Source organism: Pseudomonas sp. FW300-N2A2 (assembly GCF_017351735.1).
Taxonomy (GTDB): domain Bacteria; phylum Pseudomonadota; class Gammaproteobacteria; order Pseudomonadales; family Pseudomonadaceae; genus Aquipseudomonas; species Aquipseudomonas migulae.
In genome coordinates this window covers 63,145-86,853 of sequence record NZ_JACNDU010000023.1, presented here as the reverse complement: position 1 = coordinate 86,853, position 23,709 = coordinate 63,145, and the positions used below count along the sequence as shown (strand labels likewise).

General features: G+C 61.4%; 21 protein-coding genes. 5 read left to right on the top strand and 16 right to left on the bottom strand.

The features are described 5' to 3' along the window. Positions 1-621: 621 nt before the first annotated feature. The 9 genes from paaZ to paaA form a co-directional block, all read right to left on the bottom strand. Positions 622-2,676 (bottom strand): phenylacetic acid degradation bifunctional protein PaaZ, encoded by a 2,055-nt coding sequence (gene paaZ, locus J4E42_RS22795; protein ID WP_207286228.1) that lies wholly within the window; start codon positions 2,674-2,676, stop codon positions 622-624. A 58-nt stretch (positions 2,677-2,734) separates the two neighbouring features. Further along, on the bottom strand, positions 2,735-3,988 hold the full coding sequence (locus J4E42_RS22790) for an OprD family porin (RefSeq protein ID WP_207286227.1): 1,254 nt from the start codon (positions 3,986-3,988) through the stop codon (positions 2,735-2,737). Positions 3,989-4,020: 32 nt separating this feature from the next. Beyond that, a complete protein-coding gene (locus tag J4E42_RS22785; protein WP_008032374.1) occupies positions 4,021-5,667 on the bottom strand; it encodes a cation acetate symporter in 1,647 nt (548 codons plus the stop codon). After that, positions 5,664-5,972 (bottom strand): DUF485 domain-containing protein, encoded by a 309-nt coding sequence (locus J4E42_RS22780; RefSeq protein WP_008032377.1) that lies wholly within the window; start codon positions 5,970-5,972, stop codon positions 5,664-5,666. The genes J4E42_RS22785 and J4E42_RS22780 overlap by 4 nt, the downstream gene beginning before the upstream one ends. A 177-nt stretch (positions 5,973-6,149) precedes the next feature. After that, on the bottom strand, positions 6,150-7,226 hold the full coding sequence (gene paaE / locus J4E42_RS22775) for a 1,2-phenylacetyl-CoA epoxidase subunit PaaE (protein ID WP_008032379.1): 1,077 nt from the start codon (positions 7,224-7,226) through the stop codon (positions 6,150-6,152). 33 nt (positions 7,227-7,259) lie between these two features. Further along, positions 7,260-7,793 (bottom strand): 1,2-phenylacetyl-CoA epoxidase subunit PaaD, encoded by a 534-nt coding sequence (gene paaD / locus J4E42_RS22770; RefSeq protein ID WP_008032381.1) that lies wholly within the window; start codon positions 7,791-7,793, stop codon positions 7,260-7,262. Continuing rightward, entirely contained in the window at positions 7,780-8,541 is a 762-nt protein-coding gene (paaC, locus tag J4E42_RS22765; RefSeq protein ID WP_008032384.1) for a 1,2-phenylacetyl-CoA epoxidase subunit PaaC, read from the bottom strand. Before paaC ends, paaD begins: the two co-directional genes overlap by 14 nt. A gap of 8 nt (positions 8,542-8,549) precedes the next feature. Next, positions 8,550-8,831, bottom strand: a complete 282-nt coding sequence (gene paaB, locus J4E42_RS22760; RefSeq protein ID WP_007943393.1) for a 1,2-phenylacetyl-CoA epoxidase subunit PaaB — start codon at positions 8,829-8,831, stop codon at positions 8,550-8,552. Positions 8,832-8,859: 28 nt separating this feature from the next. Next, complete coding sequence (gene paaA, locus J4E42_RS22755) at positions 8,860-9,849, bottom strand: 1,2-phenylacetyl-CoA epoxidase subunit PaaA (protein WP_008032385.1); 990 nt, start codon at positions 9,847-9,849, stop codon at positions 8,860-8,862. Between the two features lie 220 nt (positions 9,850-10,069). Here paaA and J4E42_RS22750 point away from each other — a divergent pair, with 220 nt between their 5' ends. After that, positions 10,070-10,606, top strand: coding sequence for a hypothetical protein (locus J4E42_RS22750; protein WP_008044130.1), 537 nt, complete (start codon positions 10,070-10,072; stop codon positions 10,604-10,606). Positions 10,607-11,238: 632 nt separating this feature from the next. Here J4E42_RS22750 and paaK read toward each other — a convergent pair. The 6 genes from paaK to paaF all read right to left on the bottom strand — a co-directional run bounded on the left by paaK (position 11,239) and on the right by paaF (position 17,446). Further along, positions 11,239-12,564, bottom strand: a complete 1,326-nt coding sequence (paaK, locus tag J4E42_RS22745) for a phenylacetate--CoA ligase PaaK (protein ID WP_008025272.1) — start codon at positions 12,562-12,564, stop codon at positions 11,239-11,241. Between the two features lie 99 nt (positions 12,565-12,663). Beyond that, positions 12,664-13,875, bottom strand: coding sequence for a 3-oxoadipyl-CoA thiolase (gene pcaF / locus J4E42_RS22740; protein ID WP_207286226.1), 1,212 nt, complete (start codon positions 13,873-13,875; stop codon positions 12,664-12,666). Continuing rightward, a complete protein-coding gene (paaI, locus tag J4E42_RS22735) occupies positions 13,868-14,317 on the bottom strand; it encodes a hydroxyphenylacetyl-CoA thioesterase PaaI (protein WP_008025274.1) in 450 nt (149 codons plus the stop codon). Before paaI ends, pcaF begins: the two co-directional genes overlap by 8 nt. Beyond that, positions 14,310-15,827, bottom strand: a complete 1,518-nt coding sequence (paaH, locus tag J4E42_RS22730; RefSeq protein ID WP_207286225.1) for a 3-hydroxyacyl-CoA dehydrogenase PaaH — start codon at positions 15,825-15,827, stop codon at positions 14,310-14,312. The genes paaI and paaH overlap by 8 nt, the downstream gene beginning before the upstream one ends. Positions 15,828-15,830: 3 nt before the next feature. Further along, positions 15,831-16,622 carry a 2-(1,2-epoxy-1,2-dihydrophenyl)acetyl-CoA isomerase PaaG gene (gene paaG, locus J4E42_RS22725; RefSeq protein ID WP_008038297.1) on the bottom strand — a complete coding sequence of 264 codons (792 nt, stop codon included), beginning with the start codon at positions 16,620-16,622 and terminating at the stop codon, positions 15,831-15,833. Positions 16,623-16,672: 50 nt separating this feature from the next. Then, positions 16,673-17,446: a 2,3-dehydroadipyl-CoA hydratase PaaF gene (paaF, locus tag J4E42_RS22720; protein ID WP_207286224.1), complete on the bottom strand. Its 774-nt coding sequence runs from the start codon at positions 17,444-17,446 to the stop codon at positions 16,673-16,675. A gap of 359 nt (positions 17,447-17,805) precedes the next feature. Between paaF and paaY the strand changes: the two genes are divergently transcribed. From paaY to feaR, 3 genes are all read left to right on the top strand, one after another. Then, positions 17,806-18,402, top strand: a complete 597-nt coding sequence (paaY, locus tag J4E42_RS22715; RefSeq protein ID WP_207286223.1) for a phenylacetic acid degradation protein PaaY — start codon at positions 17,806-17,808, stop codon at positions 18,400-18,402. 160 nt (positions 18,403-18,562) lie between these two features. Further along, positions 18,563-19,486, top strand: coding sequence for a phenylacetic acid degradation operon negative regulatory protein PaaX (paaX, locus tag J4E42_RS22710; RefSeq protein WP_008025283.1), 924 nt, complete (start codon positions 18,563-18,565; stop codon positions 19,484-19,486). 86 nt (positions 19,487-19,572) lie between these two features. Next, a complete protein-coding gene (gene feaR, locus J4E42_RS22705; protein WP_008038301.1) occupies positions 19,573-20,487 on the top strand; it encodes a transcriptional regulator FeaR in 915 nt (304 codons plus the stop codon). 182 nt (positions 20,488-20,669) lie between these two features. On the opposite strand, the gene tynA is transcribed toward feaR, so the two are convergent. After that, positions 20,670-22,955 (bottom strand): primary-amine oxidase, encoded by a 2,286-nt coding sequence (gene tynA / locus J4E42_RS22700; RefSeq protein WP_207286222.1) that lies wholly within the window; start codon positions 22,953-22,955, stop codon positions 20,670-20,672. A gap of 215 nt (positions 22,956-23,170) precedes the next feature. On the opposite strand from tynA, the gene J4E42_RS22695 reads away from it, so the two are divergent. Then, positions 23,171-23,671 carry a sigma-70 family RNA polymerase sigma factor gene (locus J4E42_RS22695; RefSeq protein WP_008038304.1) on the top strand — a complete coding sequence of 167 codons (501 nt, stop codon included), beginning with the start codon at positions 23,171-23,173 and terminating at the stop codon, positions 23,669-23,671. Positions 23,672-23,709 lie beyond the last annotated feature (38 nt).

The window sequence follows — 23,709 nt, the reverse complement described above, 5'->3', positions numbered from 1 at the left end:
ACTGGCGTTCACACAAAACCCTTGTAGGAGCCGGCTTGCCGGCGATAGGGCCTTGGGATGTGCATCAATCATGCGGACGACATCGCCGGCAAGCCAGCTCCTACAGTGGATCGGTGTGAACGTTGAGGCTGGCGTTCACACAAAGCCCTTGTAGGAGCCGGCTTGCCGGCGATAGGTCCTTTGGATGTGCATCGATCATGCGGACGCCATCGCCAGCAAGCCGGCTCCTACAGTGGATCGGTGTGAACGTTGAAACTGGCGTTCACACAAAACCCTTGTAGGAGCCGGCTTGCTGGCGATGAGGCCCTTGGATTTGCATCGATCATGCGGATGTCATCGCCGGCAAGCCAGCTCCTACAGTGGATCGGTGTGAACGTTGAGACTGGCGTTCACGCAAAACCCTTGTAGGAGCCGGCTTGCCGGCGATGGGGCCTTTGGATGTGCATCGATCATGCGGACGCCATCGCCAGCAAGCCGGCTCCTACAGTGGATCGGTGTGAACGTTGAGACTGGCGTTCACGCAAAACCCTTGTAGGAGCCGGCTTGCTGGCGATGGGGCCTTTGGATTTGCATCGATCATGCGGACGCCATCGCCAGCAAGCCAGCTCCTACAGGACTGTATTAATCCTCGCGTTTGACGACCAGCGTGAGGATGTCGTAACTGGCGACCAGTTCACCCAGCTGGTTGGTGACTTCCACGTCCCATGCCACCACGCCCTGTGGAATGCCTTGCGGGCTCTTTTTGCCCTGATCGATTTTGCGTTTGCAGGTCAGGCGCGCCTGGATGGTGTCGCCGATGCCCACCGGGTTGATGAAGCGCAACGTATCCAGGCCGTAGTTGGCCAGCACCGGGCCTGGTGCCGGGGAGACGAACAGACCGGCCGCCGCCGACAGCACGAAGTAACCGTGGGCGATGCGTTTGCCGAATTGCGATTCCTTGGCGGCGATCTCGTCGAAGTGCATGTAGAAGTGATCGCCGGACAGGCAACCGAAGTTCACCAGATCGGCCTCGGTCACGGTGCGACGGTGGGTCAGCAGCGACTCGCCGATCTGCAGGTCCTGGAAGAACCGGCGGAACGGATGTACTTCAGTCTCGATGACCTTGGCGCCGCGCACGTATTCACCGGTGACGGCGGCGAGCATGGTCGGCGAGCCTTGCACGGCGGCGCGTTGCAGGTAGTGTTTTACCGCGCGCAGACCACCGAGCTCTTCACCGCCACCGGCACGACCCGGTCCGCCATGCTTGAGTTGTGGCAGGGGCGAGCCGTGGCCGGTGGATTCGGCGGCGGACTCGCGGTCCAGCACCAGCAAGCGACCGTGCCAGGCTGCTGCGACAGGAATGGCTTTGGCGGCGATCTGCGGATCCTTGGTGATCAGACTCGCCACCAGGCTGCCTTTACCGCGCGCGGCCAGGGCCAATGCTTCGTCGAGGTCGTCGTAGGCCATCAGCGTGCTGACCGGGCCGAACGCTTCGATGTCGTGCGCGCCGCCTTCAGCGTGCGGGTCGCGGGCCTGCAACAGGGTCGGCGCGAAGAACGCACCCTGGCTGACGTTTTCGCCACGCGGTTCAAAACCGTCGCGAGCGCCGAACAGCAGGTCGCTGCTTTGCAACAGGCTTTCCAGACGCTCGGCGACGTCCTTTTGCTGATCGTGAGAGGCCAGTGCACCCATGCGCACGCCTTCCACCGACGGGTCGCCGACCACGACCTTCTTCAGGCGGTCGCGCAAACGGGTCGCGACGGCATCGATGTGTTTGGCCGGCACGATGGCGCGGCGGATGGCGGTGCATTTCTGCCCGGCCTTGGTGGTCATTTCCCGTGCGACTTCCTTGATGAACAGCTCGAACTCTTCGTCGTCCGGGGTCACGTCCGGGGCGAGGATCGCGCAGTTCAGCGAGTCGGCTTCGGCGTTGAACGGCACCGAGTTGCGGATCAGGTTCGGATTGACCCGCAGCTTCGCGGCAGTGTCGGCCGAACCGGTGAACGTCACCACGTCCTGGCCTTGCAGGCGGTCGAGCAAGTCACCGGTGCTGCCGATGATCAGTTGCAGGCTGCCCGCCGGCAGCAAGCCGGATTCGTCCATCAGCCGCACCACGGCTTCGGTCAGGTAGCTGGTGGCGCTGGCCGGTTTGACGATGCACGGCATGCCGGCGAGAAAGCTCGGCGCGAATTTTTCCAGCATGCCCCAGATCGGGAAGTTGAACGCATTGATGTGCACTGCAAGACCACCGCGCGGCACCAGAATGTGCGTGCCGGCGAAGGTGCCGAGCTTGCTCAGCTGCATCGCCGGGCCTTCGTGGACGATGTTGCCTGACGGCAGTTCCCGCGAGCCGAGGCTGGCGTAGGTGAACAGCGTGCTGTTGCCGCCCTCGATATCGATCCAGCTGTCGGCGCGGGTGGCGCCGCTGTGGTGGGAGATCGCGTAGAGCTGTTCCTTGCGTTCGCTCAGGTACAAGGCCAGTGCCTTGAGACGTTGCGCCCGTTGCTGGAAGTCCAGCGCCATCAAGCCGCTGATGCCTTGGCGACGACCGTGCTCGACGGCTTCGGCGAAGTCCGGACGTTCCTCGTGGGTGCGTGCAATCTCGTGGCCGTCGATGGCGCTGCGCAGCACCTGGGCACCGTGTTGGCCGATCCAGCGACCGGCGATGAAACTTTGCAGGGTAGGGGCGTGAGACATCACGATTCCTCCAGGTTGTGAAAGGTGTTGGCGCGGCGGTAACCGCGCCCTTCAGGGATTACCAAAGCGCCACGGTGTAACCGACGATCAGCCGGTTTTCATCGAGGGCGGTGTTCAGGCCATTGCCGGAGCGGAAGGTCACGTTGCGCCAGCGCAGGCTGACGTCCTTGAACACGCCGCTCTGGATGACGTAACTGATGTCGGTGTCGCGCTCGCGCTCACGACCGTTGTCGACGGTGCCGGCCTTGACGTGGCGACCGTCGGTGTAGCGGGTCATGAAGGTCAGGCCGGGAATGCCTTGCGCCGCGAAGTCGTAGTCGTAACGCAACTGCCAGGAGTCCTCGTCGGCGCGGGTGTAGGTGTTGAAGGTCACCAGGTTGACCACGTACGGATCGCCGCCGTTGAGGAACGGAAAGGCACTGTCGCCGGACAACTGCTGGTACGTGGCGCTGACCTTGTGGGCACCGTGGGACACGGTGAACATGCTGTTGAAGTTGCGGTTGTCGATGCGCCCGGCGCGTTCGGCGCCGTCGCCCCGGCTGTCGAAATAGCGCAAGTCGCTGCGCAGGTTGAAACCGTTGCCCAGCGGCTGGGTATGCACCAACCCGACAAATTGCTGGCGATAAATTTGATCGAGCTTGCCGTAGTAGTAGCTCAGGTTCAGTTGCGGACTGAACGCGTAGCTGCCACCGGCAAAGTCGAAGTGATCACTGCTGGCGGCGGCGTAACCGATGTCATCGTTGCTGGAGGAGTCCCGCAGGTTGGCCTTGGTCAGGCGCCCGGTATTCAGCGTCAGGCCACTGATTTCCTGGCTGGTCAGCAAACCGCCCTCAAAGGTCGAACCGAGCAGGCGGGTGTCGTTGTAGGTCGCCACCGGCAGCAGAGGTTGCAGGGTGCCGAGCTTCAACACGCTTTTCGACACCCGCACCTTGCCGGTCAGCCCCAACTCGCTGAACTCGTCCGCCGGCTCATGGCTTTTCGGACCGAAGGGCAGCAGCCCGGTGCCACGGCGATCCGGGCTGGAGTCGAGTTTCAATCCCAGCTCCCCCAATGCATCGAGACCGAAGCCTAAAGTGCCGTCGGTGAACCCGGACTCGATGCGCGCGGTGAAACCCTGCGCCCATTCTTCAGCTTTGGATTGCGCCGCGTTGTCCTGACGGAAATCGCGATTGATGTAGTGGTTGCGCATTTCAATGCGGGCCTTGCTGTCGTCGATGAAGTCGGCCATGGCGCTGGGGGCGACCATGGGCAGGCTCAATACGGCGGCCAGCGAAAACAGTGATTCGTAGGGTGCAGAACGTGCGGGCTTCATTGTTTTTATTCCCTGCCATCAGTCGGTCGTGATTAGTGCTTGCTGGCGCCGGAGGCACCGATGCCGGTCATCGAACGGATGAACTGCGCCAGGTAGCGTCCGCGCTCAAGGGCCGCTCGCGGCGAGGTGTCGGTGACCGAAAACAGCCAGGCACTGAAAAACGCGAGGCTCATGGAAAACAGCGCCGGGTTGGAGTACGGGAACAGCGCCTTGTCGTGATGCAACACGTTGACCCACACCGCCGGGCTCAGCACCAGCAGGACAATCGCCGAGACCAGCCCCGTCAGGCTGCCGGTGACCGCGCCGCGAGTGGTCAGGCCTTTCCAGTACATCGAAAGGAACAGCACCGGGAAATTCACCGACGCGGCGATGGCCAGCACCAGGCCGGAAAGGAACGCAATGTTCTGCGATTCGAACAGCAGGCCGAGGATGATCGCCAGCACGCCGATGCACAGCGTGGCAATGCGCGACACGCGGATTTCCTGCTGCTCGGTGGCCTGGCCCTTGCGCATCACGCAGGCATACAAGTCGTGGGACACCGCCGAGGCGCCGGACAACGCCAGGCCTGCGACCACCGCCAGAATGGTGGCGAACGCGACTGCCGAGATGAAGCCGAGGAACAGGTTGCCGCCCACGGCTTGTGCCAGGTGCACGGCGATCATGTTGCCGCCGCCGATGATCGCGCCGCTGGCATCGCGGAACGCAGGATCGGTGCCGACCATGACGATGGCGCCGAAGCCGACGATGATCAGCAGCAAGTAGAAGTAACCGATGAAACCGGTGGCGTAGAACACGCTTTTACGCGCTTCCTTGGCATCGCTGACGGTGAAGAAACGCATCAGGATATGCGGCAGACCGGCGGTGCCGAACATCATGCCCAAGCCCAGCGAGATCGCATCGATCGGGTTCGACAGCAAACCACCGGGCGCCATGATCGCGCTGCCCTTGGCGTGCACGGCAGTGGCGCCGGCGAACATCGCTTCGGTGCTGAAACCGAAATGCTTGAGCACCATGAACGCCATGAACGTGGTGCCGAACAGCAGCATCACCGCTTTGATGATCTGCACCCACGTGGTGGCGAGCATGCCGCCGAAGGTCACGTAGAACACCATCAACACACCGACCAGCATCACCGCGTAGAGGTAGTCGATGCCGAACAGCAACTCGATCAACTTGCCGGCACCGACCATCTGCGCCACCAGGTACATCAACGCAACAGTCAGGGTGCCGAACGCCGAGGTCAGGCGCACCGGGGTTTGTTCCAGGCGATAAGAGACCACGTCGGCGAACGTATATTTGCCGAGGTTGCGCAGGCGCTCAGCGATCAGGAACAGGATGATCGGCCAGCCCGCCAACACGCCCAGGGCGTAGAGCAAGCCGTCGTAGCCATTGAGAAACATCATCGCCGAGATGCCGAGGAAAGACGCCGCCGAGATCATGTCGCCGGCAATCGCCAGGCCGTTCTGGAAGCCAGTCATGCCACCGCCTGCGGTGTAGAAGTCGCTGGCGGAGCGGGTACGCAATGCGGCCCAACGCGTGACGCCGAGGGTGAACAGCACGAACACCAGGAACATGCCGATGGCGTTCCAGTTCAGTGGGCGGGACGCGCCGTCGGCGGCGACCGCGAAGTCGGTGACCGCTGCCAGCGGCAACAGGAACAACGCCAGGAGACGGCTCATCGGGCGCACTCCTGTTTCAGCTTTTCGTTGAGCGGATCAATCACGTTGTTGGCGCGATAGACGTAGAAACCGGTCAGCGCGAAGGCCAATACCACAATCACCACACCGACCAGCATGCCCACCGAGGTCACGCCGCCGCTCAAGGACTGACCGAGGGTGGCGGGGGAGAACGCCACCAGCAACACGAAGCCGAAATAGATCACCAGCATGATCAGCGACAGCGACCAGTACAGGTTTTGTTTGCGACGAACCAGCTGGATGAAATCGGGGTGCTGGCGGATGAGTTCTACGTCAGTGGGTGTCATGGCACGCTCTCTGTTGTTGTTTTTGTTGTGGGGTGAAGCAGGTTCTCGGGGGCGCCCCGGTCCCTGTAGGAGCGAGGCTTGCCCGCGAAGAGGCCGGCAGATTCAACATTGATGTCGTCTGATGGTCAGTCTTCGCGGGCAAGCCTCGCTCCTACAGGTTCCGTGTTTGCCGGATAATCAGAGTTGGTCGAAATCCAGGATGACTTTGTCGCTGACCGGATACGCCTGGCACGACAGCACGTAACCGGCAGCCACTTCGTAGTCTTCCAGGGCGTGGTTGCTGTCCATTTCCACTTCGCCTTCGATGACCTTGCATTTGCACGTCGAGCACACGCCGGCCTTGCACGAGTAAGGCAGTTCGGCGCCCTGGGCGTTGCCGGCATCGAGGATGCTCTGGCTGTTGCGCGGCAGGTCGAAGGCCAGCGCGCGGCCGTCGCTGATAACGGTGATCTGGCTGACCGCCGCATCAACTTGCCGTGCAGCCTCGCGAGCCTCGCGTTTTTGCTGGCTGCCAGCGGCGGCGAACAGTTCGAAATGGATGCGCTCCGGTGCCATGCCCTTGGCCTTGAGGCTGTCGCGCACGGTTTCGGTCATCTCCTGCGGGCCACAGATGAATGCCGCATCGAGGGCTTTGACATCGAGCCAGCGGGAGAACAGTTGCTCGCATTTCTCGGCGTTGATCCGGCCGTTGTACAGGTCGACATCCTGCTGCTCGCGGCTGAACACGAAGATCAGGTTCAGACGCTGCAAGTAGCGGTTTTTCAAATCTTCGAGCTGTTCACGGAACAGCGCGCCGGAACTTGAGCGGTTGCCATACAGCAGCGTGACGCGGCTGTGCGGTTCGGTTTGCAGGGTGGTCTTGATGATCGACAGGATCGGCGTGATGCCGCTGCCCGCCGCCACGGCCAGGTAATGACCGTGGCGTTGTGGGTCGAGTTCGACGCAGAAGTGCCCGGCCGGCGGCATCACTTCCAGGCTGTGCCCGGCCTTGAGCTGCTCATTGGCGAATGCGGAGAAACGCCCGCCGGCCACACGCTTGATCGCGACGCGCAGTTCGCCGTCATTGACGCCGGTGCAAATCGAATACGAACGACGCACTTCTTCGCCATCCATCTGCGTGCGCATCACCAGGTGCTGGCCCTGGGTGAAGTGAAAACTGTCTTGCAGGTGCTGCGGAATATCGAAGGCGATGGACACCGCGTCACGGGTTTCGGCGCGCACGTCCTTGATGGTCAGGCTGTGAAATTTGCTCATTATTGTTCTCCAGCTGGGACGGCCGATCGCCGCTCAGATGCACTTGAAATAGTCGAACGGCTCGCGGCAATCGACGCAGCGGTACAACGCCTTGCACGCGGTGGAACCGAACTCGCTGAGCACTTCGGTGTGCGCGCTGCCGCATTGCGGGCAGACGATCACCGGGCTTTCGCCGAGCAGGCTGCGTTTGCTGGTGCTGCCGTCGGGCGGTGCGATGCCATAAGCGCGCAGGCGTTCGCGGCCAATGTCGGTGATCCAGTCGGTGGTCCACGCCGGGGTCAATTTGCGTTCCAGTTGCGGTGCCCTGAAGCCGGCAAGTTCCAGCGCATCGCGGATGTCGCTTTCAATCACCTCGGTGGCGGGGCAGCCGGAGTAGGTTGGCGTGACCACCACGTGCAAGTGGCCGGCTTGCCAGTCGAGATCGCGCACGATGCCGAGGTCGACCACGCTGACCACCGGCACTTCCGGGTCCATGACCTGCGCCAGGGTCGCCCACGCGGCGGCCAAGTCCGTCGGTTGGGCCGGCCGGGCGCCGAGGTCGCTGGCGATCAGCTCACCAGGTTGCATCGGGGTACGCTCGTGGCAGGAATTGCATCTCCGCCAACAGGATGCCGAGGTGTTCGGTGTGCAGCCCCTTGCGCGCATTCAGGTAGAAATAGCTCGGCGCGGCAGGCACGGGCAGGGTGGCGCTGGCGAAAATCTCGTTGACCCTGGCTTGCCACGCGGCGGCGACCGTGGCGATGTCCGGGGTGATGCCGGCTTCGCACAGACGCTGTTCGCTGTCATCGGCAGCGATCAGTTCCACGGTAAAGCGCCAGACCTCAGGGATCGCTGCGAGCATGCGCTTGTGGCTTTCCTCGGTGCCGTCGCCCAGACGCTCGACCCACTCGCTGGAGCGGCGCAGGTGATAGGTGACTTCCTTTACAGCTTTGGCAGCGATCCCGGCGATGCGCTCATCGCTGGACTGGCTCAAACCTTTAAGCACTTCCAGGTGCCAGGCGTCATACAGGAACTGCTTGAGGATGGTCACCGCGTAATCGCCGTTGGGTTGTTCCACCAGCAGCAGGTTGCGATAGGCGCGCTCATCGCGACGGAACGCCAGGTGATCGGCATCGCGATCGTCGCCCAGCAGTTCAGCGGCGTATTCCAGCCAGTTGCGCGCCTGGCCGACGAGGTCGAGGCCGACGTTCATCAGCGCCAGTTCTTCTTCCAGCGCCGGCGCCTTGCCGCACCATTGGCACAGGCGCTGGCCCTGGATCAGGGCGCTGTCGCCGAGGCGCAGCAGGTATTCGATCAGATCGGTGTTGTTATTCATGGTCGACCTCACATGTGCCCGACTTCGGCCGGCAGCTCGTAGAAGCTGGCATGGCGATAAACCTTGTCGTCCGACGGGTCGAACAGCGGGTCTTTTTCATCCGGCGACGAGGCGGTGATCAGTGCCGACGGCACGACCCACAGGCTCACGCCTTCACTGCGACGGGTGTACAACTCACGCGCGTTCTCGATGGCCATGGTGGTGTCGGCGGCATGCACGCTGCCGACGTGCTTGTGGTTGAGGCCGTGCTTGCTGCGCACGAAGACTTCGAAAAGGGTCCATTCGGACATGGCGGTGTCTCCAGATCAGGTGGCCGAATCAGGCGGCGTTCTTGTTTTGTTTTTTGCGGGCGTGGGCAACCGCGGCCTCGCGGACCCAAGCGCCGTCTTCAATGGCTTTGCGGCGGGTGGCGACGCGTTCCTGGTTGCACGGGCCGTTGCCCTTGAGCACTTCGTAGAACTCGCTCCACTGGATTTCACCGAAGTCGTAATGGCCGCGTTCGGCGTTCCACTTCAGGTCCGGATCGGGGCAGGTGCAACCGAGCAATTCGAGTTGCGGGATGGTCTGGTCGATAAAGCGCTGGCGCAGTTCGTCGTTGCTCTGGCGCTTGATTTTCCAGGCCATGGACTGGGCGCTGTTCGGCGAGTGTTCGTCGCTCGGGCCGAACATCATCAGCGACGGCCACCACAGGCGGTTGATCGCGTCCTGGACCATGTCTTTTTGCGCCTGATTGCCGTGGCGCATCATGGTCAAAAGGATTTCGTAGCCTTGGCGCTGGTGGAAACTTTCTTCCTTGCAGATGCGCACCATGGCCCGGGAGTAGGGGCCGTATGAGGTGCGTTGCAACACCACCTGATTGACGATCGCGGCGCCGTCCACCAGCCAGCCCACTGCGCCCATGTCGGCCCAGTTCAGGGTCGGGTAGTTGAAGATGCTCGAGTACTTGGCCTTGCCGCTGTGCAGCTTGGCGATTTCTTCGTCGCGGTCGGCGCCGAGGGTTTCCATGGCGCTGTACAGGTACAGGCCGTGGCCGGCTTCGTCCTGAATCTTGGCCATCAATTGCAGTTTGCGTTTGAGCGATGGCGCGCGGGTGACCCAGTTGCCTTCGGGCAGCATGCCGACGATTTCCGAGTGGGCGTGCTGCGAGATCTGCCGGATCAGGGTCTGGCGATAGGCATCAGGCATCCAGTTTTTCGCTTCGATCTTGATTTCTGAATCGATTTTTTCCTGGAAGGCGCGTTCCTGTTCGGACATTTCCGACAGGTCCTTGATGCGCTTAACGCCGGTTTCTACGAGCTGTGCGTACATTGGGGGTCTCCCGCCTTGAATCTGATCGAGGGCATGGAGAACTTTATAAGCGATACAGAATTTAATATCAAACACAAAATATCGTGTCGTATGTTTTTTTGTATCGCTTTCGACGTACGGGGCGAGTCCGGTTTCTGGACAGCCTGATGGCGCCTTAGTAGCATCCGCTGCTTACCGACTGGGCGACTCGTCGTCGGTGACGGAATTTCAAGGAGTGGGCATGCAGGATTTCACCTTCGGTAAGGTCAGGATTCATTTTCACATCGAGCATGGGGTGGTGATCAGCAATACGCCGAGCCGTCGTGTGGTATGGATCAGAACGAAGGGAGGCGATGAGCTCCGTCTGGAATATGCTTTTGAAGATTTCCATTTACGCAAAGGTCATGAGGTTTACGTGATCTACGCCGGAAGTTCACACAAGGAAGACATGTACCCCGTGCTTCTGCGCAATCACAATCTTTCCCTCAGTTTCGACTTGGAATCGAGTGATTTTCTCTACCAGGAATTGATCCCGACTATGCGCGCCAACGGGTGGATTTTGGCGGTTCTGTTGATCCCGTGGCCTTTCATCTTTTTTCTGTCCGGCCAGTGGTGGGGAGGGATCGTGCTGCCGATGATCTATTTAATGACAGTGGGAAAGTTCGACGACAAACGCAAAGCACGACTGGTGCCTGAGCTGGATAACCACATCTACATGCTGGACAGGCGCGCCACTGCCAGACGCGTCGTCACAAGAGCGCTCTCGCGTAATCTCTGACTCGTTCGTTGTGGTTCACATGACCCTGTAGGAGCTGGCTTGTCGGGTCGCCGCATCGCAGCGATGGTCGTCAACGATGACGCGGGTTGTCTGGATGAACGCGGTGTCTGGACGCTTTTCGCCGGCAAGCCGGCTCCTACAGGGAATCCCATACGCTTTTGATTTCCACCACTCATCAGGCCGAGCGTTAGCTCGCCTTCAGCTCTTGATCTGAGCGCCCCCTCGAGAGGCCGAGTGGAGGTTCTGCGCAGTGGGCAACCCGGCATGGATGCCGGGTTAGCCGCCCCCGGCCATGGATGGCCGATGGCGGCGGGCCCACGGAGCAGGACCGGAGCGAGGGAATGCCGAGCCTAGGCGAGGCACCGAACGAAAGGGGCAAGAGCCCTTGGTTACTTGGGGCTCTTCCAAGTGACTCGCCGTAAGGGCGAAACCATTAGCGGCCGTTACCGCAGGAATGGATATGTACACCCTCAAATAGCCATCGCCGGCAAGCCGGCTCCTACAAGGACCGTGTACATCCGCGAGAGTCGGGCTGCCTATAAACCCTTCGCGAGCAGGCTCGCTCCCACAGGATTCGTGCACGTACACCCAAAAAAAAGCCCCGCAAAAGCGGGGCTTAAAGGGTGCAGCAGTCATGCTTTCGGGCGTTTGTCCATTACGTGACAAGCCTTGCCCTCAGAGCGCTTGATCGAATGCAGAGGCTGCAAAACAATCCGCGAACTGATCCCGATATACGTCTTGATGTGCTTGCTCAACTCGCCACAAACAGCCCTCTGCTGCTCATCGCTCAAGTGCTGGTGCTCAGCCTTCAACTCGACATGCACATCCACGCTGTCCAGGTTCCCGTTGCGATACAGATGAATCTCATAACACTCTGAAAGCTGTTTGATTTTCAGCACCTGCTCCTCGATCTGCGTCGGAAACACGTTAACCCCGCGAATGATCAACATGTCATCGCTGCGCCCGGTGATCTTGTCGATCCGCCGCATCGGCCGCGCAGTCCCTGGCAGCAGGCGCGTCAGGTCGCGGGTGCGGTAGCGGATCATCGGCAAGGCTTCCTTGCTCAGGGACGTGAACACCAGCTCGCCCATCTGCCCGTCCGGCAGCACTTCACCGGTGACCGGGTCGATGATTTCCGGGTAGAAATGGTCTTCCCAGATCGTCGGCCCGTCCTTGGTTTCGGCGCATTCCATGGCGACGCCCGGCCCCATGATTTCCGAGAGGCCGTAGATGTCCAGTGCGGTGATGCCCAAGCGGTTCTCGATGGCGCTGCGCAGTTCGCCGGTCCACGGCTCGGCACCGAAGATGCCCAGGCGCAGGGCCAGTTTGTGCGGGTCGATGCCCTGGCGCTCGATTTCATCGGCGATGTTGAGCATGTACGACGGCGTGACCATGATGATGTCCGGCTGGAAATCCTTGATCAGTTGCACTTGCTTTTCAGTCTGGCCGCCGGACATCGGAATCACCGTGCAACCCAGGCGTTCGGCACCGTAGTGCGCGCCGAGACCGCCGGTGAACAGGCCGTAGCCATAGGAAATGTGCACTTTGTCGCCACGTCGGCCACCGGCTGCGCGGATCGAGCGAGCGACCACGTTGGCCCAGGTGTCGATGTCGTTCTGCGTGTAACCGACGACGGTCGGTTTGCCGGTGGTGCCGCTGGATGCGTGCAGGCGCACCACGTCCTGCATCGGCACGGCAAACATGCCGTAGGGGTAGTTGTCGCGCAGGTCGGATTTGGTGGTGAACGGAAACTTCGCCAGGTCTTCCAGGGACTTGATGTCATCCGGGTGCACGCCCAGTGCATCGAAACGCTGACGGTACAGCGGCACATTTTTGTAGGCGTGGTTGAGGCTCCAGCGCAGGCGTTCCAGCTGGTGCTGACGGAGTTCGTCAATGCTGGCGGTTTCCAGCGGGTCCAGCACGGGATCAAGCACGGCTTTGGCAATTGGCATGTTCATAACTTCACTCGAATTATTTTTGTGTTTCAGCCCGGCCGCAGCCGGGCTTTGAGTGCATGCCCCAAGGATACCTCTAGGCTCCCCGGGAATCGCGATTCTTTAGTCGGACAAGCGCTCAATGATCAGCGCAATGCCCTGGCCGACGCCGATGCACATGGTGCACAACGCGTAGCGGCCCTGACGTTCTTCCAGTTCGTGCAGGGCGGTGGTCACCAGCCGCGCGCCGCTCATGCCCAATGGGTGGCCGAGGGCGATGGCGCCGCCATTCGGGTTGACCCGCGGGTCGGTGTCGCTCAAACCCAGTTCTCGCAACACCGCCAGGCCTTGCGCGGCGAAGGCTTCATTGAGTTCGATCACGTCCATGTCGGCGAGGCTCAGGTTGGCCAGTTCCAGCACTTTGCGCGTCGCTGGTACCGGGCCGATGCCCATGATGCGCGGCTCGACGCCGGCAGTGGCCATGGCCACAACCCGGCCGCGAGCCTTCAGGCCGTGGCGTTTGGCGACCGCCGGGCTGGCCAGCAACAGCGCGCAAGCGCCGTCATTGACCCCGGAGGCATTACCGGCGGTGACGCTGCCGCCTTCGCGAAACGGTGTGCCGAGCTTCTGCAACTGCTCAAGCGTGGTGTCGCCGCGTGGGTGTTCGTCATGCTCGACGATTTTGGCCGGGCCTTTGCGCTGCGGGATTTCCACCGCGACGATTTCCTTGGCCAGACGCCCACTGGCCTGGGCCGCGCCGGCACGCTGCTGGCTGCGCAGGGCAAAGGCGTCCTGGTCGGCGCGGGAGATGTTGAACTGCTCGGCGACGTTCTCGGCGGTTTCCGGCATCGAGTCGATGCCGTAGGTTTTTTTCATCAGCGGATTGACGAAGCGCCAGCCGATGGTGGTGTCGTAGACCTGCGCATCCCGGGAGAAGGCCTGTTCGGCCTTGCCCATGACCAACGGCGCGCGGGACATCGATTCGACGCCGCCGACCAGCATCAGCCCGGCTTCGCCGCAACGAATCGCCCGCGCCGCGGTGCCGATGGCATCCAGCCCGGAACCGCACAAACGGTTGAGCGTGGTGCCCGGCACGCTGACCGGCAACCCGGCCAACAGCGCCGACATGCGTGCGACGTTACGGTTGTCTTCGCCGGCCTGGTTGGCGCAACCGTAGATCACATCATCCACGGCATTCCAGTTGACCTGCGGGTGGCGGCGCAGCAGTTCGCGCAACGGCACTGCACCGAGGTCGTCGGCGCGTACGCTGCTCAAGGCACCGGCGTAGCGGCCGATCGGGGTCCGCACGGCGTCGATGATCAAGGCGTCATTCATTCGGGGTCTCCTGCGCGAGCACAGCGCCGCGCACTTTGTAGGATTTGCCATGGAACAGCGCGATCAGCTGGCCCAGTTGGTTTTCAATCCGCACGTCGTAGTTGCCGGTGCGACCGGAGCGGCTCTGCTCGGTGCAATCGGCGGTCAAGGTGTCGCCCAGGCGTGCCGGGGCGATGTAGTCGATGCTGCAACCGATGGCCACGGTGGCTTCGTTGTAGCTGTTGCAGGCAAAGGCAAACGCCGAGTCGGCGAGGGCGAACAGGTAACCGCCGTGGCAGGTGCCGTGGCCCTGAATCATGTCGGCGCGCACGCTCATGCCGACGCGGGCGCAGCCCGGTGCCGCCGAGAGCAGGCGCATGCCCATGGCCTGGCTCGCGGCGTCGCGCTTGAACATCGTTTGCGCGCAGTTGCTGGCCAGGTTCATTGCTTCGTGATTAGTCATGGAACGTCCTCCCTTCAGCGACGCGGCGGCGCAACAGCAGCGACGGTCGATAGCGTTGTTCGCCGTAGCTCGTTTGCAGGTTTTCCAGCACGTTGAGGATGTGCGCGAGGCCAATGGCGTCGGCCCAGGCCAGCGGGCCTTGCGGGTAATTGACCCCGGCGCGCATCGCCAGATCGATGTCGGCGGCCGAGGCCACGCCTTGCAGCACGGCGTCGGCGGCTTCGTTGGCGAGCATCGCCACCGTGCGCAACACCGCGAGCGCCGGGCTGTCGCTGAGTTGGCTGACGGTGAATCCAGCGCGTTGCAGCAGTGCTACGCCGTGTTCGAGTGCCGAAGGGGTGATGTCTGCCGAGCAACTGATGGCGATGCGGCTGGCCTTGCCGTAGTCGAAGGCCAGGTCCAGCAGGATCAGATTGCGCAGCCCGTCTTCTTTCGCCCGCTGACAGGCCATGCGCCCGTCGCTAAGCGCCAGCACGGCATCGCCGACTTTCAACAGGCCCTGGCCATCGCGCTGAATGACGTTGATCTGATGTTCGCGCAGACGCGCAATCAACGCGTTGGCGATGCCGAGATCACCTTCCACGACGCAGGTTTCAACCGGCTGATCGCTGCTGATAGAGGTCGGCTGTGGTCGCGAGGCATCCTCGCCATAACGGTAGAAACCATGGCCGCTCTTGCGACCCAGGCGCCCGGCGTCGACCAATTCCTTCTGAATCAGCGAAGGCAGGAAACGTGTGTCACCGTAATAGGCATCAAACACCGAACAGGTCACGGCATAGTTGACGTCATGGCCGATCAGGTCGGTCAGTTCGAAGGCGCCCATCGCAAAACCACCGGCCTCGCGCATCAGCGTATCCAGCGTCGGGCAATCCGCCGCGCCTTCCTGCAGCAGGCGCAGGCTTTCGGCGTAGAACGGGCGGGCGACGCGGTTGACGATAAAGCCCGGTGTCGAGCGGGTGTGTACGGGTTTTTTGCCCCAGGCTTTGGCGGTGTCGTACAGACACTCGGCCAACGCCGGATCGCTGGCCAGCCCGGAAACGATTTCCACCAGCGCCATGACCGGCGCCGGGTTGAAGAAGTGCAAGCCGAGCAAGCGTTGCGGATGGTTCAGCTGCGCGGCGATGCTGGTGATCGACAGCGACGAGGTGTTGCTCGCCAGAATGCAGTGCTCACCGCAGATGCCTTCCAGTTGGCGAAAGAGCGCGCGTTTGACCTCAAGGTTTTCGACGATGGCTTCGATGATCAGCTCGCACTCGGCCAGCGCTTCGATGGCTTCCACGGCGTGCAGGCGCGCAATCGTTGCGCTGCGCGACTCGGCGGACAGTTTGCCGTTCTCGACCCGTTTGCCCAGTTGTCGATCAATGCCTTCAATGGCCTGGGCCGCAGCGCCGGGGCGATTGTCCAGCAGCAATACCGGATGACCGGCCTGCGCCGCGACCTGGGCAATGCCTGCGCCCATGGCCCCGGCGCCGATCACCGCGATGCGCGCGTTAGTGTTCAGTGCGGTCATGACTCAGCGCCCCTTGAAACTTGGGCTGCGTTTTTCCATGAACGCGCTGACGCCTTCACGGTAATCCTCGCTGCGCCCAGCCAGGCGTTGCAGGTCTTTTTCCAGCTCCAGCTGTTCGTCGAAGGTGTTGCTCAGGCTGGCGTTGAGGCTGCGTTTGATCAGGGCCAAACCGTATGTCGGTTGCGTGGCCAGATGGCGGGCGAGGGTCAGGGCTTCATTGCGCAATTCGGCGTCATCCACCACGCGGTAGATCAGCCCCCATTGCTCGGCTTGCTCGGCGCTCAGGCGATTACCGAGCAAGGCCAGCGCCTTGGCGCGGGCCATGCCGACCAGGCGCGGCAAGGTCCAGGTGCCGCCGGAATCCGGGATCAAACCGATCTTGCAGAAGGCCTGGATGAAGCTCGCCGAACGCGCTGCCAATACCAGATCGCAAGCCAGTGGAATGTTGGCGCCGGCGCCGGCCGCCACGCCATTGACCGCGCAGATCACCGGCAGCGGCAGGTCGCGCAACTGGCGGATCAGCGGGTTGTAGAACTTCTCGATGGACTCACCCAGATCCGGCACGGCGCTGCCCGGCGCGACATTGCGGTCGCTGAGGTCTTGCCCGGCGCAGAAACCGCGACCTTCACCGGTCAGCAGCAGTACGCGCACGTCCGGGTTCTGCCGAACCTGCTTGAGCGCTTCCTTCACTTCGCCGTGCATCTGGGTGTTGAAGCTGTTGAGTTGGTCCGGGCGATTGAGGCTCAGCAGGGCAACGCCGGCCTCGATGGAAAACAGGATGTGTTCGAAGTTCATGGTCTTGACGTTCTCTGGGAGGTCGTTCGAATTCGTTATCGATGGCCGGATTACTGGCCAGTGAAGGTCGGCGTGCGCTTTTGCTGAAAGGCTGCGATGCCTTCGTCGCGGTCGCGGGTGCCGGCCAGCACGGTGAAGGCGTGGCGCTCGAAACGCAGGCCGCTGGCGAGGTCGGTGTCCATCGCCTTGAGCAGCGCTTCCTTGGCCAGGCGCACCGCCAGCGGTGCTTTCGTGGCAATGCTGCGGGCGATCTGCAGCGCACGCTCGACGGTGAATTCCGGTTGGGTGACTTCGCTGACCAGCCCGGCGCGCTGGGCCTGGCGGGCGTCGATCGGCTCACCGGTCAGGACCATCTGCATGGCCATGGATTTGCCGACGGCGCGCAGCAAACGTTGGGTGCCGCCGGCGCCGGGCATGATCCCGAGGTTGATTTCCGGCTGGCCGAAACGTGCGTCCTCGCCGGCGATGATGATGTCGGCGTGCATCGCCAGTTCGCAGCCACCGCCGAGGGCGAAGCCGTTGACGGCGGCGATCAGCGGTTTGTTGAAGCGGGTGATGGTTTGCCATGACGCCTGGCGCGGGTCGTCGAGGATGCCGACCAGATTGCGCTCGGCCATTTCCTTGATATCGGCGCCGGCCGCGAAGGCTTTGCGGCTGCCGGTCAGGACCACGACGCGGGTCTCGGCATCGGCTTGCGCGGCCGTCAGTTCGTTCGCCAGTTCACCCAGCAATTGGGTGGTCAGGGCATTCAACGCTTGCGGACGCTGCAAGGTAATCAGGCGGACGCCCGGTTCGAAGAATTCGACAGCAAGGGTTAGAGGCATGGCGGATGCCCTCACGGTGCACGCTCGGCTGTAATGCCGGCTCATTATTGGATCGGCGCGTAGGCCGGTTTTGCCGGAGTATACCTATAACGTGATACGTAAATGCAATACAAAAATAGATTTAATGTGTCCTATAGTCGGGTTTGTGGTTTTATGGCTTTGGTTTGAATGGCTTTGATCAAGCGCTGGATACGCCTGTTTTATTGGTTTTAGCCGGGGTTTTATCGTCTAAATAGACGCGGCAGGCCCGTGGCTTTGTAAGTGATACGGTTTTTGTGCTTTGTTAATGTAAAAGTGATGTGATACAAAATGAGTCTGCATCGGCATCGCTTTGTGAATGCTCTATAAGGAAACGCCCCATGACCTGCTACAGCCTCGATGGCCTGACTCCGGTGGTTGACCCCAGCGCTTACGTTCACCCGTCCGCCGTGCTGATCGGCGACGTGATCATCGGTCCCCATTGCTACGTCGGTCCGCTGGCGAGTCTGCGCGGTGACTTCGGCCGGATCGTGCTGGAGGAGGGCGCCAATCTGCAGGACACCTGCGTGATGCACGGTTTCCCGGAAAGCGACACCGTGGTCGAGCGCAACGGCCACATCGGCCATGGCGCGGTGCTGCACGGCTGCCGGATTGGCGCCGACGCGTTGGTGGGGATGAATGCGGTGGTGATGGATAATGCGCGCATCGGTGCCCGCTCATTCGTCTCGGCGGCGGCCTTCGTCAAGGCCGGTTTCGAAGGCCCCGAGCAGTCGCTGATCATGGGCGCGCCGGCCAGCGTCAAGCGCAGCCTCAGCGATGAAGAGGTGTCGTGGAAGCAGGCGGGCACTCGTGAATATCAGCAACTGGCCAAGCGTTGCCTGGAGCAGATGCAAGTCTGCGAGCCGCTGACCGAACCGGAGCCCGACCGCCCGCGTATCAGCGACAGCGGCCTGCGGCCCAAGGGCAGTTCTCTGTGAAAGTTGTTCCCCTGTAGGAGCGAAGCTTGCTCGCGAAGGTGTGTCAGTCGACAGCCCTTTAGCTGACACACCTTCGCGAGCAAGCTTCGCTCCTACAGGATTTGCAATTAACCGGCGGACATTCGGTATATTCCTTTTCTTTTTTCAGCTCGGTACGCCCATGTCGTCCCTGACACCCTTGAACCATCTGATTACCCGCTTCCAGGAGCAGACGCCGATCCGCGCCAGTTCCTTGATCATCACGCTGTACGGGGATGCCATCGAACCCCACGGCGGCACGGTCTGGCTGGGCAGCCTGATTCAGTTGCTCGAGCCCATCGGCATCAATGAACGGCTGATCCGCACCTCGATTTTTCGCCTGACCAAGGAAGGCTGGCTGACCGCCGAAAAAGTCGGGCGTCGCAGCTACTACAGCCTGACCGGCGCCGGCCGTCGGCGTTTCGACAAAGCTTTCAAGCGGGTCTACAGCTCCACCGTTCCGGCCTGGGACGGTTCGTGGTGCCTGGTGATGCTCACGCAACTGACCCAGGACAAGCGCAAACAAGTGCGCGAAGAACTGGAGTGGCAAGGTTTTGGTGCGATCTCGCCCGCCGTGCTGGCCTGCCCGCGCAGTGATCGGGCCGACGTCAACGCGACCTTGCTCGACCTGGGTGCCCAGGAAGACACCATCGTCTTCGAAACCACCGCACAAGACGTGCTTGCCTCCAAGGCCCTGCGTTTGCAGGTGCGCGAGAGCTGGAACATCGAGGAGCTGGCGGCCCATTACAGCGAGTTCATCCAACTGTTCCGACCGCTCTGGCAAGCGCTTCGCGAGCAGGAAAACCTGCAACCGTCGGACTGCTTCCTGGCACGGGTCCTGCTTATTCACGAGTACCGCAAACTGCTGCTGCGTGACCCGCAATTGCCGGACGAGTTGTTGCCCGGCGATTGGGAAGGACGCGCCGCCCGCCAGTTGTGCCGCAACATTTACCGGCTGATCTACGCCAAGGCCGAAGAGTGGTTGAACACTGCACTGGAAACCGCCGATGGTCCGTTGCCGGACGTGGGCGAAAGCTTTTATCGGCGCTTTGGCGGGCTTAAGTAACCCGTCTGTTTGCGTAGGAGCGGCACTGTTCAGGAGAACCCGTGGATTGGCGTAGATAATAAAAACAAGCCTGCGTGAGGCCCGACATGATTTCTTCAATTGCACAGCGCCGTGATGGCTTCGATCAGTGGATTCATCAGATCAACCAGATCTGTGGCGCCTTCAATGCGCAACCTCTGGGCGATGAGTTTGCCGGACAGATCCGCGAGCACCAGGACGGCGCGCTGAAGCTCAGTTTTGTCGATGCCCGCCAGGCACGGCTGTACCGCACGCCTCACGAAGTGGCGGCGGGCGAGGACGGTAAATACTTTGCGGTGTTTCAGCTCGATGGCAGCGCCGGCATGGCTCAGGGCGACAGCAAGGTGTTGCTGTCGGCCGGGGATATCACGCTGATCGACGCCTCGCGCCCCAGCGACTTTACCTACAGTGAAAACTCCCGGCAGCTGTCATTGATTCTGCCGTCGCAACTGGTCGAGCAAACCCTGCGCTTCAATCCGGTCCAGTGCGGTCACCGGATCGCCGCGACATCCCCCATCGCGATGCTCTCGCACCGTTTGATTCTGGACGCCACGCACCAGCAATGCCTGAGCCGGGCAGAAAGCGAAGCGACGCTGGAGGCGATTGTCAGCCTGCTGCGTCCGGCCATCAGCCACAGCGAAGCATGCGCAGACGTGCATGAGCGCCTCTTTCGCAAGACCCTGGGCTTCATCGATGAGCACATCCGCTCGGAAGACCTCTGCCCCGAATGGCTGGCGCGCGAGGTGGGAATGTCGACGCGTGGTTTGTACCGGATGTTTGCCAAGAAGGGATTGGTGGTGGCGCGGTACATCAAGAATCGGCGGCTGGATTTGTGCGCGGAGTCCCTGCGCCAAACGCGTACCGAGCAGAAGTTGTCGGTGCTGGGGTATTCGTGGGGCTTTTCCGATTCGAGCTACTTTTCCACCGCGTTCAAATCGCGCTTCGGCATTTCGCCCGGTGAGTACCGCAAAAAACACGCCTGACCGAATTGCTTTTGTAGGAGCCCGGCTTGCCGGCGATGGCGGCTATGAGATCGCCATCGCCGGCAAGCCGGGCTCCTACAGGTTTATGCCAACCCACAATCCCGGAGCATCCCTGCGATCTGTAGGAGCTGGCTTGCCGGCGATGGCGGCCGTGAGATCGCCATCGCCAGCAAGCCGGGCTCCTACTTTGCGTTGAGGTTCAGCGTCGGCGTCTCATCGAAGAAATTCCACGGCTTCAACAGCACATGCACCCACTCGGTCGGCATGATCGGCCATTCCTCCGCACGGGCGATGTGCGTGGTGCCGGTGGTCAGCCAGACCACGTCATCGCTGTTTTCGATGGACTGGTTGTCGTGGGTGAACTGCCCAAGCCCCGCATCCTTGTCCGAGCGGTTCGGGTATTTGCCTTCCGGATACTTCTCTTCCGGGTTGTAGCGCGTCACCCACAGCTGTTTGTCCATGAAACTCAGGCGGTGATAGAGCCATTCGTCCTTGCCGAAATTGGCACCCTTGGCCACCGGGTGCGTACCGCCGGCATACGGAATCAACTGATAGGAAACCGGGTTGCCGACTTTGTTTTCCTTGCTGGTATTGGTCAGCAGGCGAACAGTCGACGGGTCGAATTTCTGCGCGGCTTGCTGCTCGGTGCCGACGACTTTGGTTTCGGTCTGCATCGTGCTGGTGCGCGGTCCGCCACGGTCGTTCGGGGCAACCACCGGGTTCACTTCCACCAGCGAGTTGTTCTCACCGTCCACGTCCATGTCCAGGCGGAAGTTGTAGATGTGCTGGTGCGTGGTGCCGACGATGTTGTGGTCCAGCAGCGTGCCGTAGCGCGTGTCTTCCTTGGCCGTGGCTTCGTGCATGGTTTTCGATTTCACGCCCTTGACCGCTTCGATGCCGGTGGCGCCGGCGTCGATGCCAATGGTGCCGTTTTGCTGGAAGACCCAGTCGAAAATGTAGTCGTAGTTGCCGACGGTGCTGATCCAGCGCACCACCAGTTCACGACGCTCGGTGCTGAGGTTGGGCTGGCCCATTTCCTGGTGTTTGTATTCCGGGCCGGCGTAGCGTTCGAACACCGCCATGGCGCGGGGAATCGAGGTCGGGGCGCCGGTGTAGTCGGCAATGGTCGCGTCCAGCAGCACGGCGTTTTCCGGAGCATCTTTACCGCGCGCGATCGGCGAGGTCAGCGTGCCCATGCCGTAATCGCCCGAATCGAGATAAGCCTTGAAGTACCAGCCGCCATCCGGATCGCCATAAGGCACGATCATGCCGCCCAGCGAGCCTTCGTACATGATTTTGCGTTTCTTGCCCTTGTCGTCATAAGTGACGGTGGACAGGATCGGGCCGACCCGCGAGTCGAGGCGAACGTGGAAGTCCCAGTTCTGCCAGTGAATGCTGTTGCCGGAGATGGTGTAGTTTTTGCCTTCGGGCTCGGTAATCTCCAGCGGCTTGACCGACGTGCCCTTACGCCCGCGTCCGTCGTACGGCGTCGATTTCATCGGCACCGGAATGACCGCGTCGTCTTCGATCTTGATCAGTTTCTTCTGCTCCAGATCGACAATCGCCACCAGCCCCTCGATCGGGTGCGCCCAGTAGTTACCGTCACCGGTATTCAGATAGCTGACGATTTTCAGCAGGCGCTTGTCCTGCGCCAGCCCGTCCTTGCCGTCGAAGTAACCGACCGTCAACGGCGTGGCCACCACCTTCTTCACATCGCTGATACCGCGTTTGACCAGCGCCTGCGCATACTCGGGGCTCGCTTCAATCGCCGATTGCACCGTCGCGAAGTCATCCAGCAGGACCATGCCGTGGGCACCTTCGATCGGCTTCCACGACTTGAGCGTCTTGCTGTCGAGATCGACCAGGCCTTCAACCACATGCTTGCCGTCGAGCACCACAATGTTGGCCTGACGCGGTTGGGCGACGTTTTGCCCGCTGTAGACGAAATTCCACACCTGATCCTTCGGTGGTTCGTTGACCGAAACTTCGGTGAAGCGGAAACCGGGTTTGTAGTGCTCCGATTGCTTGATGATCTCGACAGCGGTCTTGATCTCATCCGCGCTCAGCGGGTTGAGCGGGTTAGGGCGCGTCTCGACGACAAAGGTCTTGTCCAGGCCGGACTGGAACACCTGATTGATGAAGTCCTTGGACATGAAAGCGGTCTTGCCCTTGAACACCACCGGCACACTCAGCTCCATCCGTTTGCCGTTGAGCATGGCGACCTTGCTGCCCGGTTTGACCTTGAGATAAACGCCGTCCTTGGCAATCACGAACAGGTCGGCGTAGTCGTCCCATTTCACCGTGGCCCCAAACTCCTCAAGGCCCGCTTGCAGCGGCACCATCTCGGCGTGCCCGCCATGGGCCTGAGCGGTGCCCGCCCAGTAAGGCAGGCCAAGCGTGCCAAGGCTGATGGCCAGCGCGAGGCGGGCGAGGGGTTTTCTTTTCAGTGAGGCAAAGGAGGTGAACATGTCTGAATTCCTGGACGAACGCCGGTGACTGGCATGACTGCACTTTGCTACAGCTTGTGGCTGGCTTCTTTTGGATGCCTGCCAGAATCCTTTGGCTGTGTGCCTAAATCAACTTTTCTCGTTGACGAGTGGTGGCGAGTTGGCTGTCTGGAATCCATTGCTTCCGGTTAATAGGAAGCATTACTATTCACGCCCCGTCATCACAGCACACCGCAATGACCCCCAAGTTGCCCCGCAGACACGGCTTTTTCGAGCATTACGAAGAGTTGGTTGGCACCTGGACCCGTCGCCTGAGAAATCGTCAGCAGGCCGAGGATCTGGCCCACGACACTTTCGTGCGGGTGCTTGAGTCCGATTCGGCGGCGGTGCAGCAGCCCCGGGCGTATTTGCACCAGACTGCGCGCAACATCGCGGTGGATGGTTATCGGCGTGAGGATCGGCGGGGCGCCATGGAGTCGGAGGCGATTGATCACAGTGTGTCGTCGTCCGGCGACCCGGAGCATTTCATGCATGCGATCCAGTTGGCTGATTCCATTGAACGGGCGCTCACCGAGTTGCCGGTCAACTGTCGCAAGGTTTTTGTTTGGCAGAAGATCGAAGGGCTGACCCAGGCTGAAATCGCCGAACGCCTGGGACTGTCCAAGAACATGGTGGAAAAGTATATGATCCGCACCCTGCGGCATCTGCGCGACCGCCTCGACGGTTTGCAACCATGATCGGCCGTGCACTCTCTTCCCCAGCCAAACAGGAACTT

Coding starts and splice junctions, on each gene's coding strand:
- J4E42_RS22750 (WP_008044130.1), top strand. CDS start 10,070: ATGCAGGATTTCACCTTCGGTAAGGTCAGGATTCATTTTCACATCGAG.
- paaH (WP_207286225.1), bottom strand. CDS start 15,827: ATGACCGCACTGAACACTAACGCGCGCATCGCGGTGATCGGCGCCGGG.
- paaX (WP_008025283.1), top strand. CDS start 18,563: ATGTCGTCCCTGACACCCTTGAACCATCTGATTACCCGCTTCCAGGAG.
- paaB (WP_007943393.1), bottom strand. CDS start 8,831: ATGTCCGAATGGACCCTTTTCGAAGTCTTCGTGCGCAGCAAGCACGGC.
- paaZ (WP_207286228.1), bottom strand. CDS start 2,676: ATGTCTCACGCCCCTACCCTGCAAAGTTTCATCGCCGGTCGCTGGATC.
- J4E42_RS22790 (WP_207286227.1), bottom strand. CDS start 3,988: ATGAAGCCCGCACGTTCTGCACCCTACGAATCACTGTTTTCGCTGGCC.
- feaR (WP_008038301.1), top strand. CDS start 19,573: ATGATTTCTTCAATTGCACAGCGCCGTGATGGCTTCGATCAGTGGATT.
- paaA (WP_008032385.1), bottom strand. CDS start 9,849: ATGTACGCACAGCTCGTAGAAACCGGCGTTAAGCGCATCAAGGACCTG.
- paaF (WP_207286224.1), bottom strand. CDS start 17,446: ATGCCTCTAACCCTTGCTGTCGAATTCTTCGAACCGGGCGTCCGCCTG.
- J4E42_RS22695 (WP_008038304.1), top strand. CDS start 23,171: ATGACCCCCAAGTTGCCCCGCAGACACGGCTTTTTCGAGCATTACGAA.
- paaE (WP_008032379.1), bottom strand. CDS start 7,226: ATGAGCAAATTTCACAGCCTGACCATCAAGGACGTGCGCGCCGAAACC.
- paaY (WP_207286223.1), top strand. CDS start 17,806: ATGACCTGCTACAGCCTCGATGGCCTGACTCCGGTGGTTGACCCCAGC.
- paaD (WP_008032381.1), bottom strand. CDS start 7,793: ATGCAACCTGGTGAGCTGATCGCCAGCGACCTCGGCGCCCGGCCGGCC.
- paaK (WP_008025272.1), bottom strand. CDS start 12,564: ATGAACATGCCAATTGCCAAAGCCGTGCTTGATCCCGTGCTGGACCCG.
- tynA (WP_207286222.1), bottom strand. CDS start 22,955: ATGTTCACCTCCTTTGCCTCACTGAAAAGAAAACCCCTCGCCCGCCTC.
- paaC (WP_008032384.1), bottom strand. CDS start 8,541: ATGAATAACAACACCGATCTGATCGAATACCTGCTGCGCCTCGGCGAC.
- paaG (WP_008038297.1), bottom strand. CDS start 16,622: ATGAACTTCGAACACATCCTGTTTTCCATCGAGGCCGGCGTTGCCCTG.
- J4E42_RS22780 (WP_008032377.1), bottom strand. CDS start 5,972: ATGACACCCACTGACGTAGAACTCATCCGCCAGCACCCCGATTTCATC.
- J4E42_RS22785 (WP_008032374.1), bottom strand. CDS start 5,667: ATGAGCCGTCTCCTGGCGTTGTTCCTGTTGCCGCTGGCAGCGGTCACC.
- pcaF (WP_207286226.1), bottom strand. CDS start 13,875: ATGAATGACGCCTTGATCATCGACGCCGTGCGGACCCCGATCGGCCGC.
- paaI (WP_008025274.1), bottom strand. CDS start 14,317: ATGACTAATCACGAAGCAATGAACCTGGCCAGCAACTGCGCGCAAACG.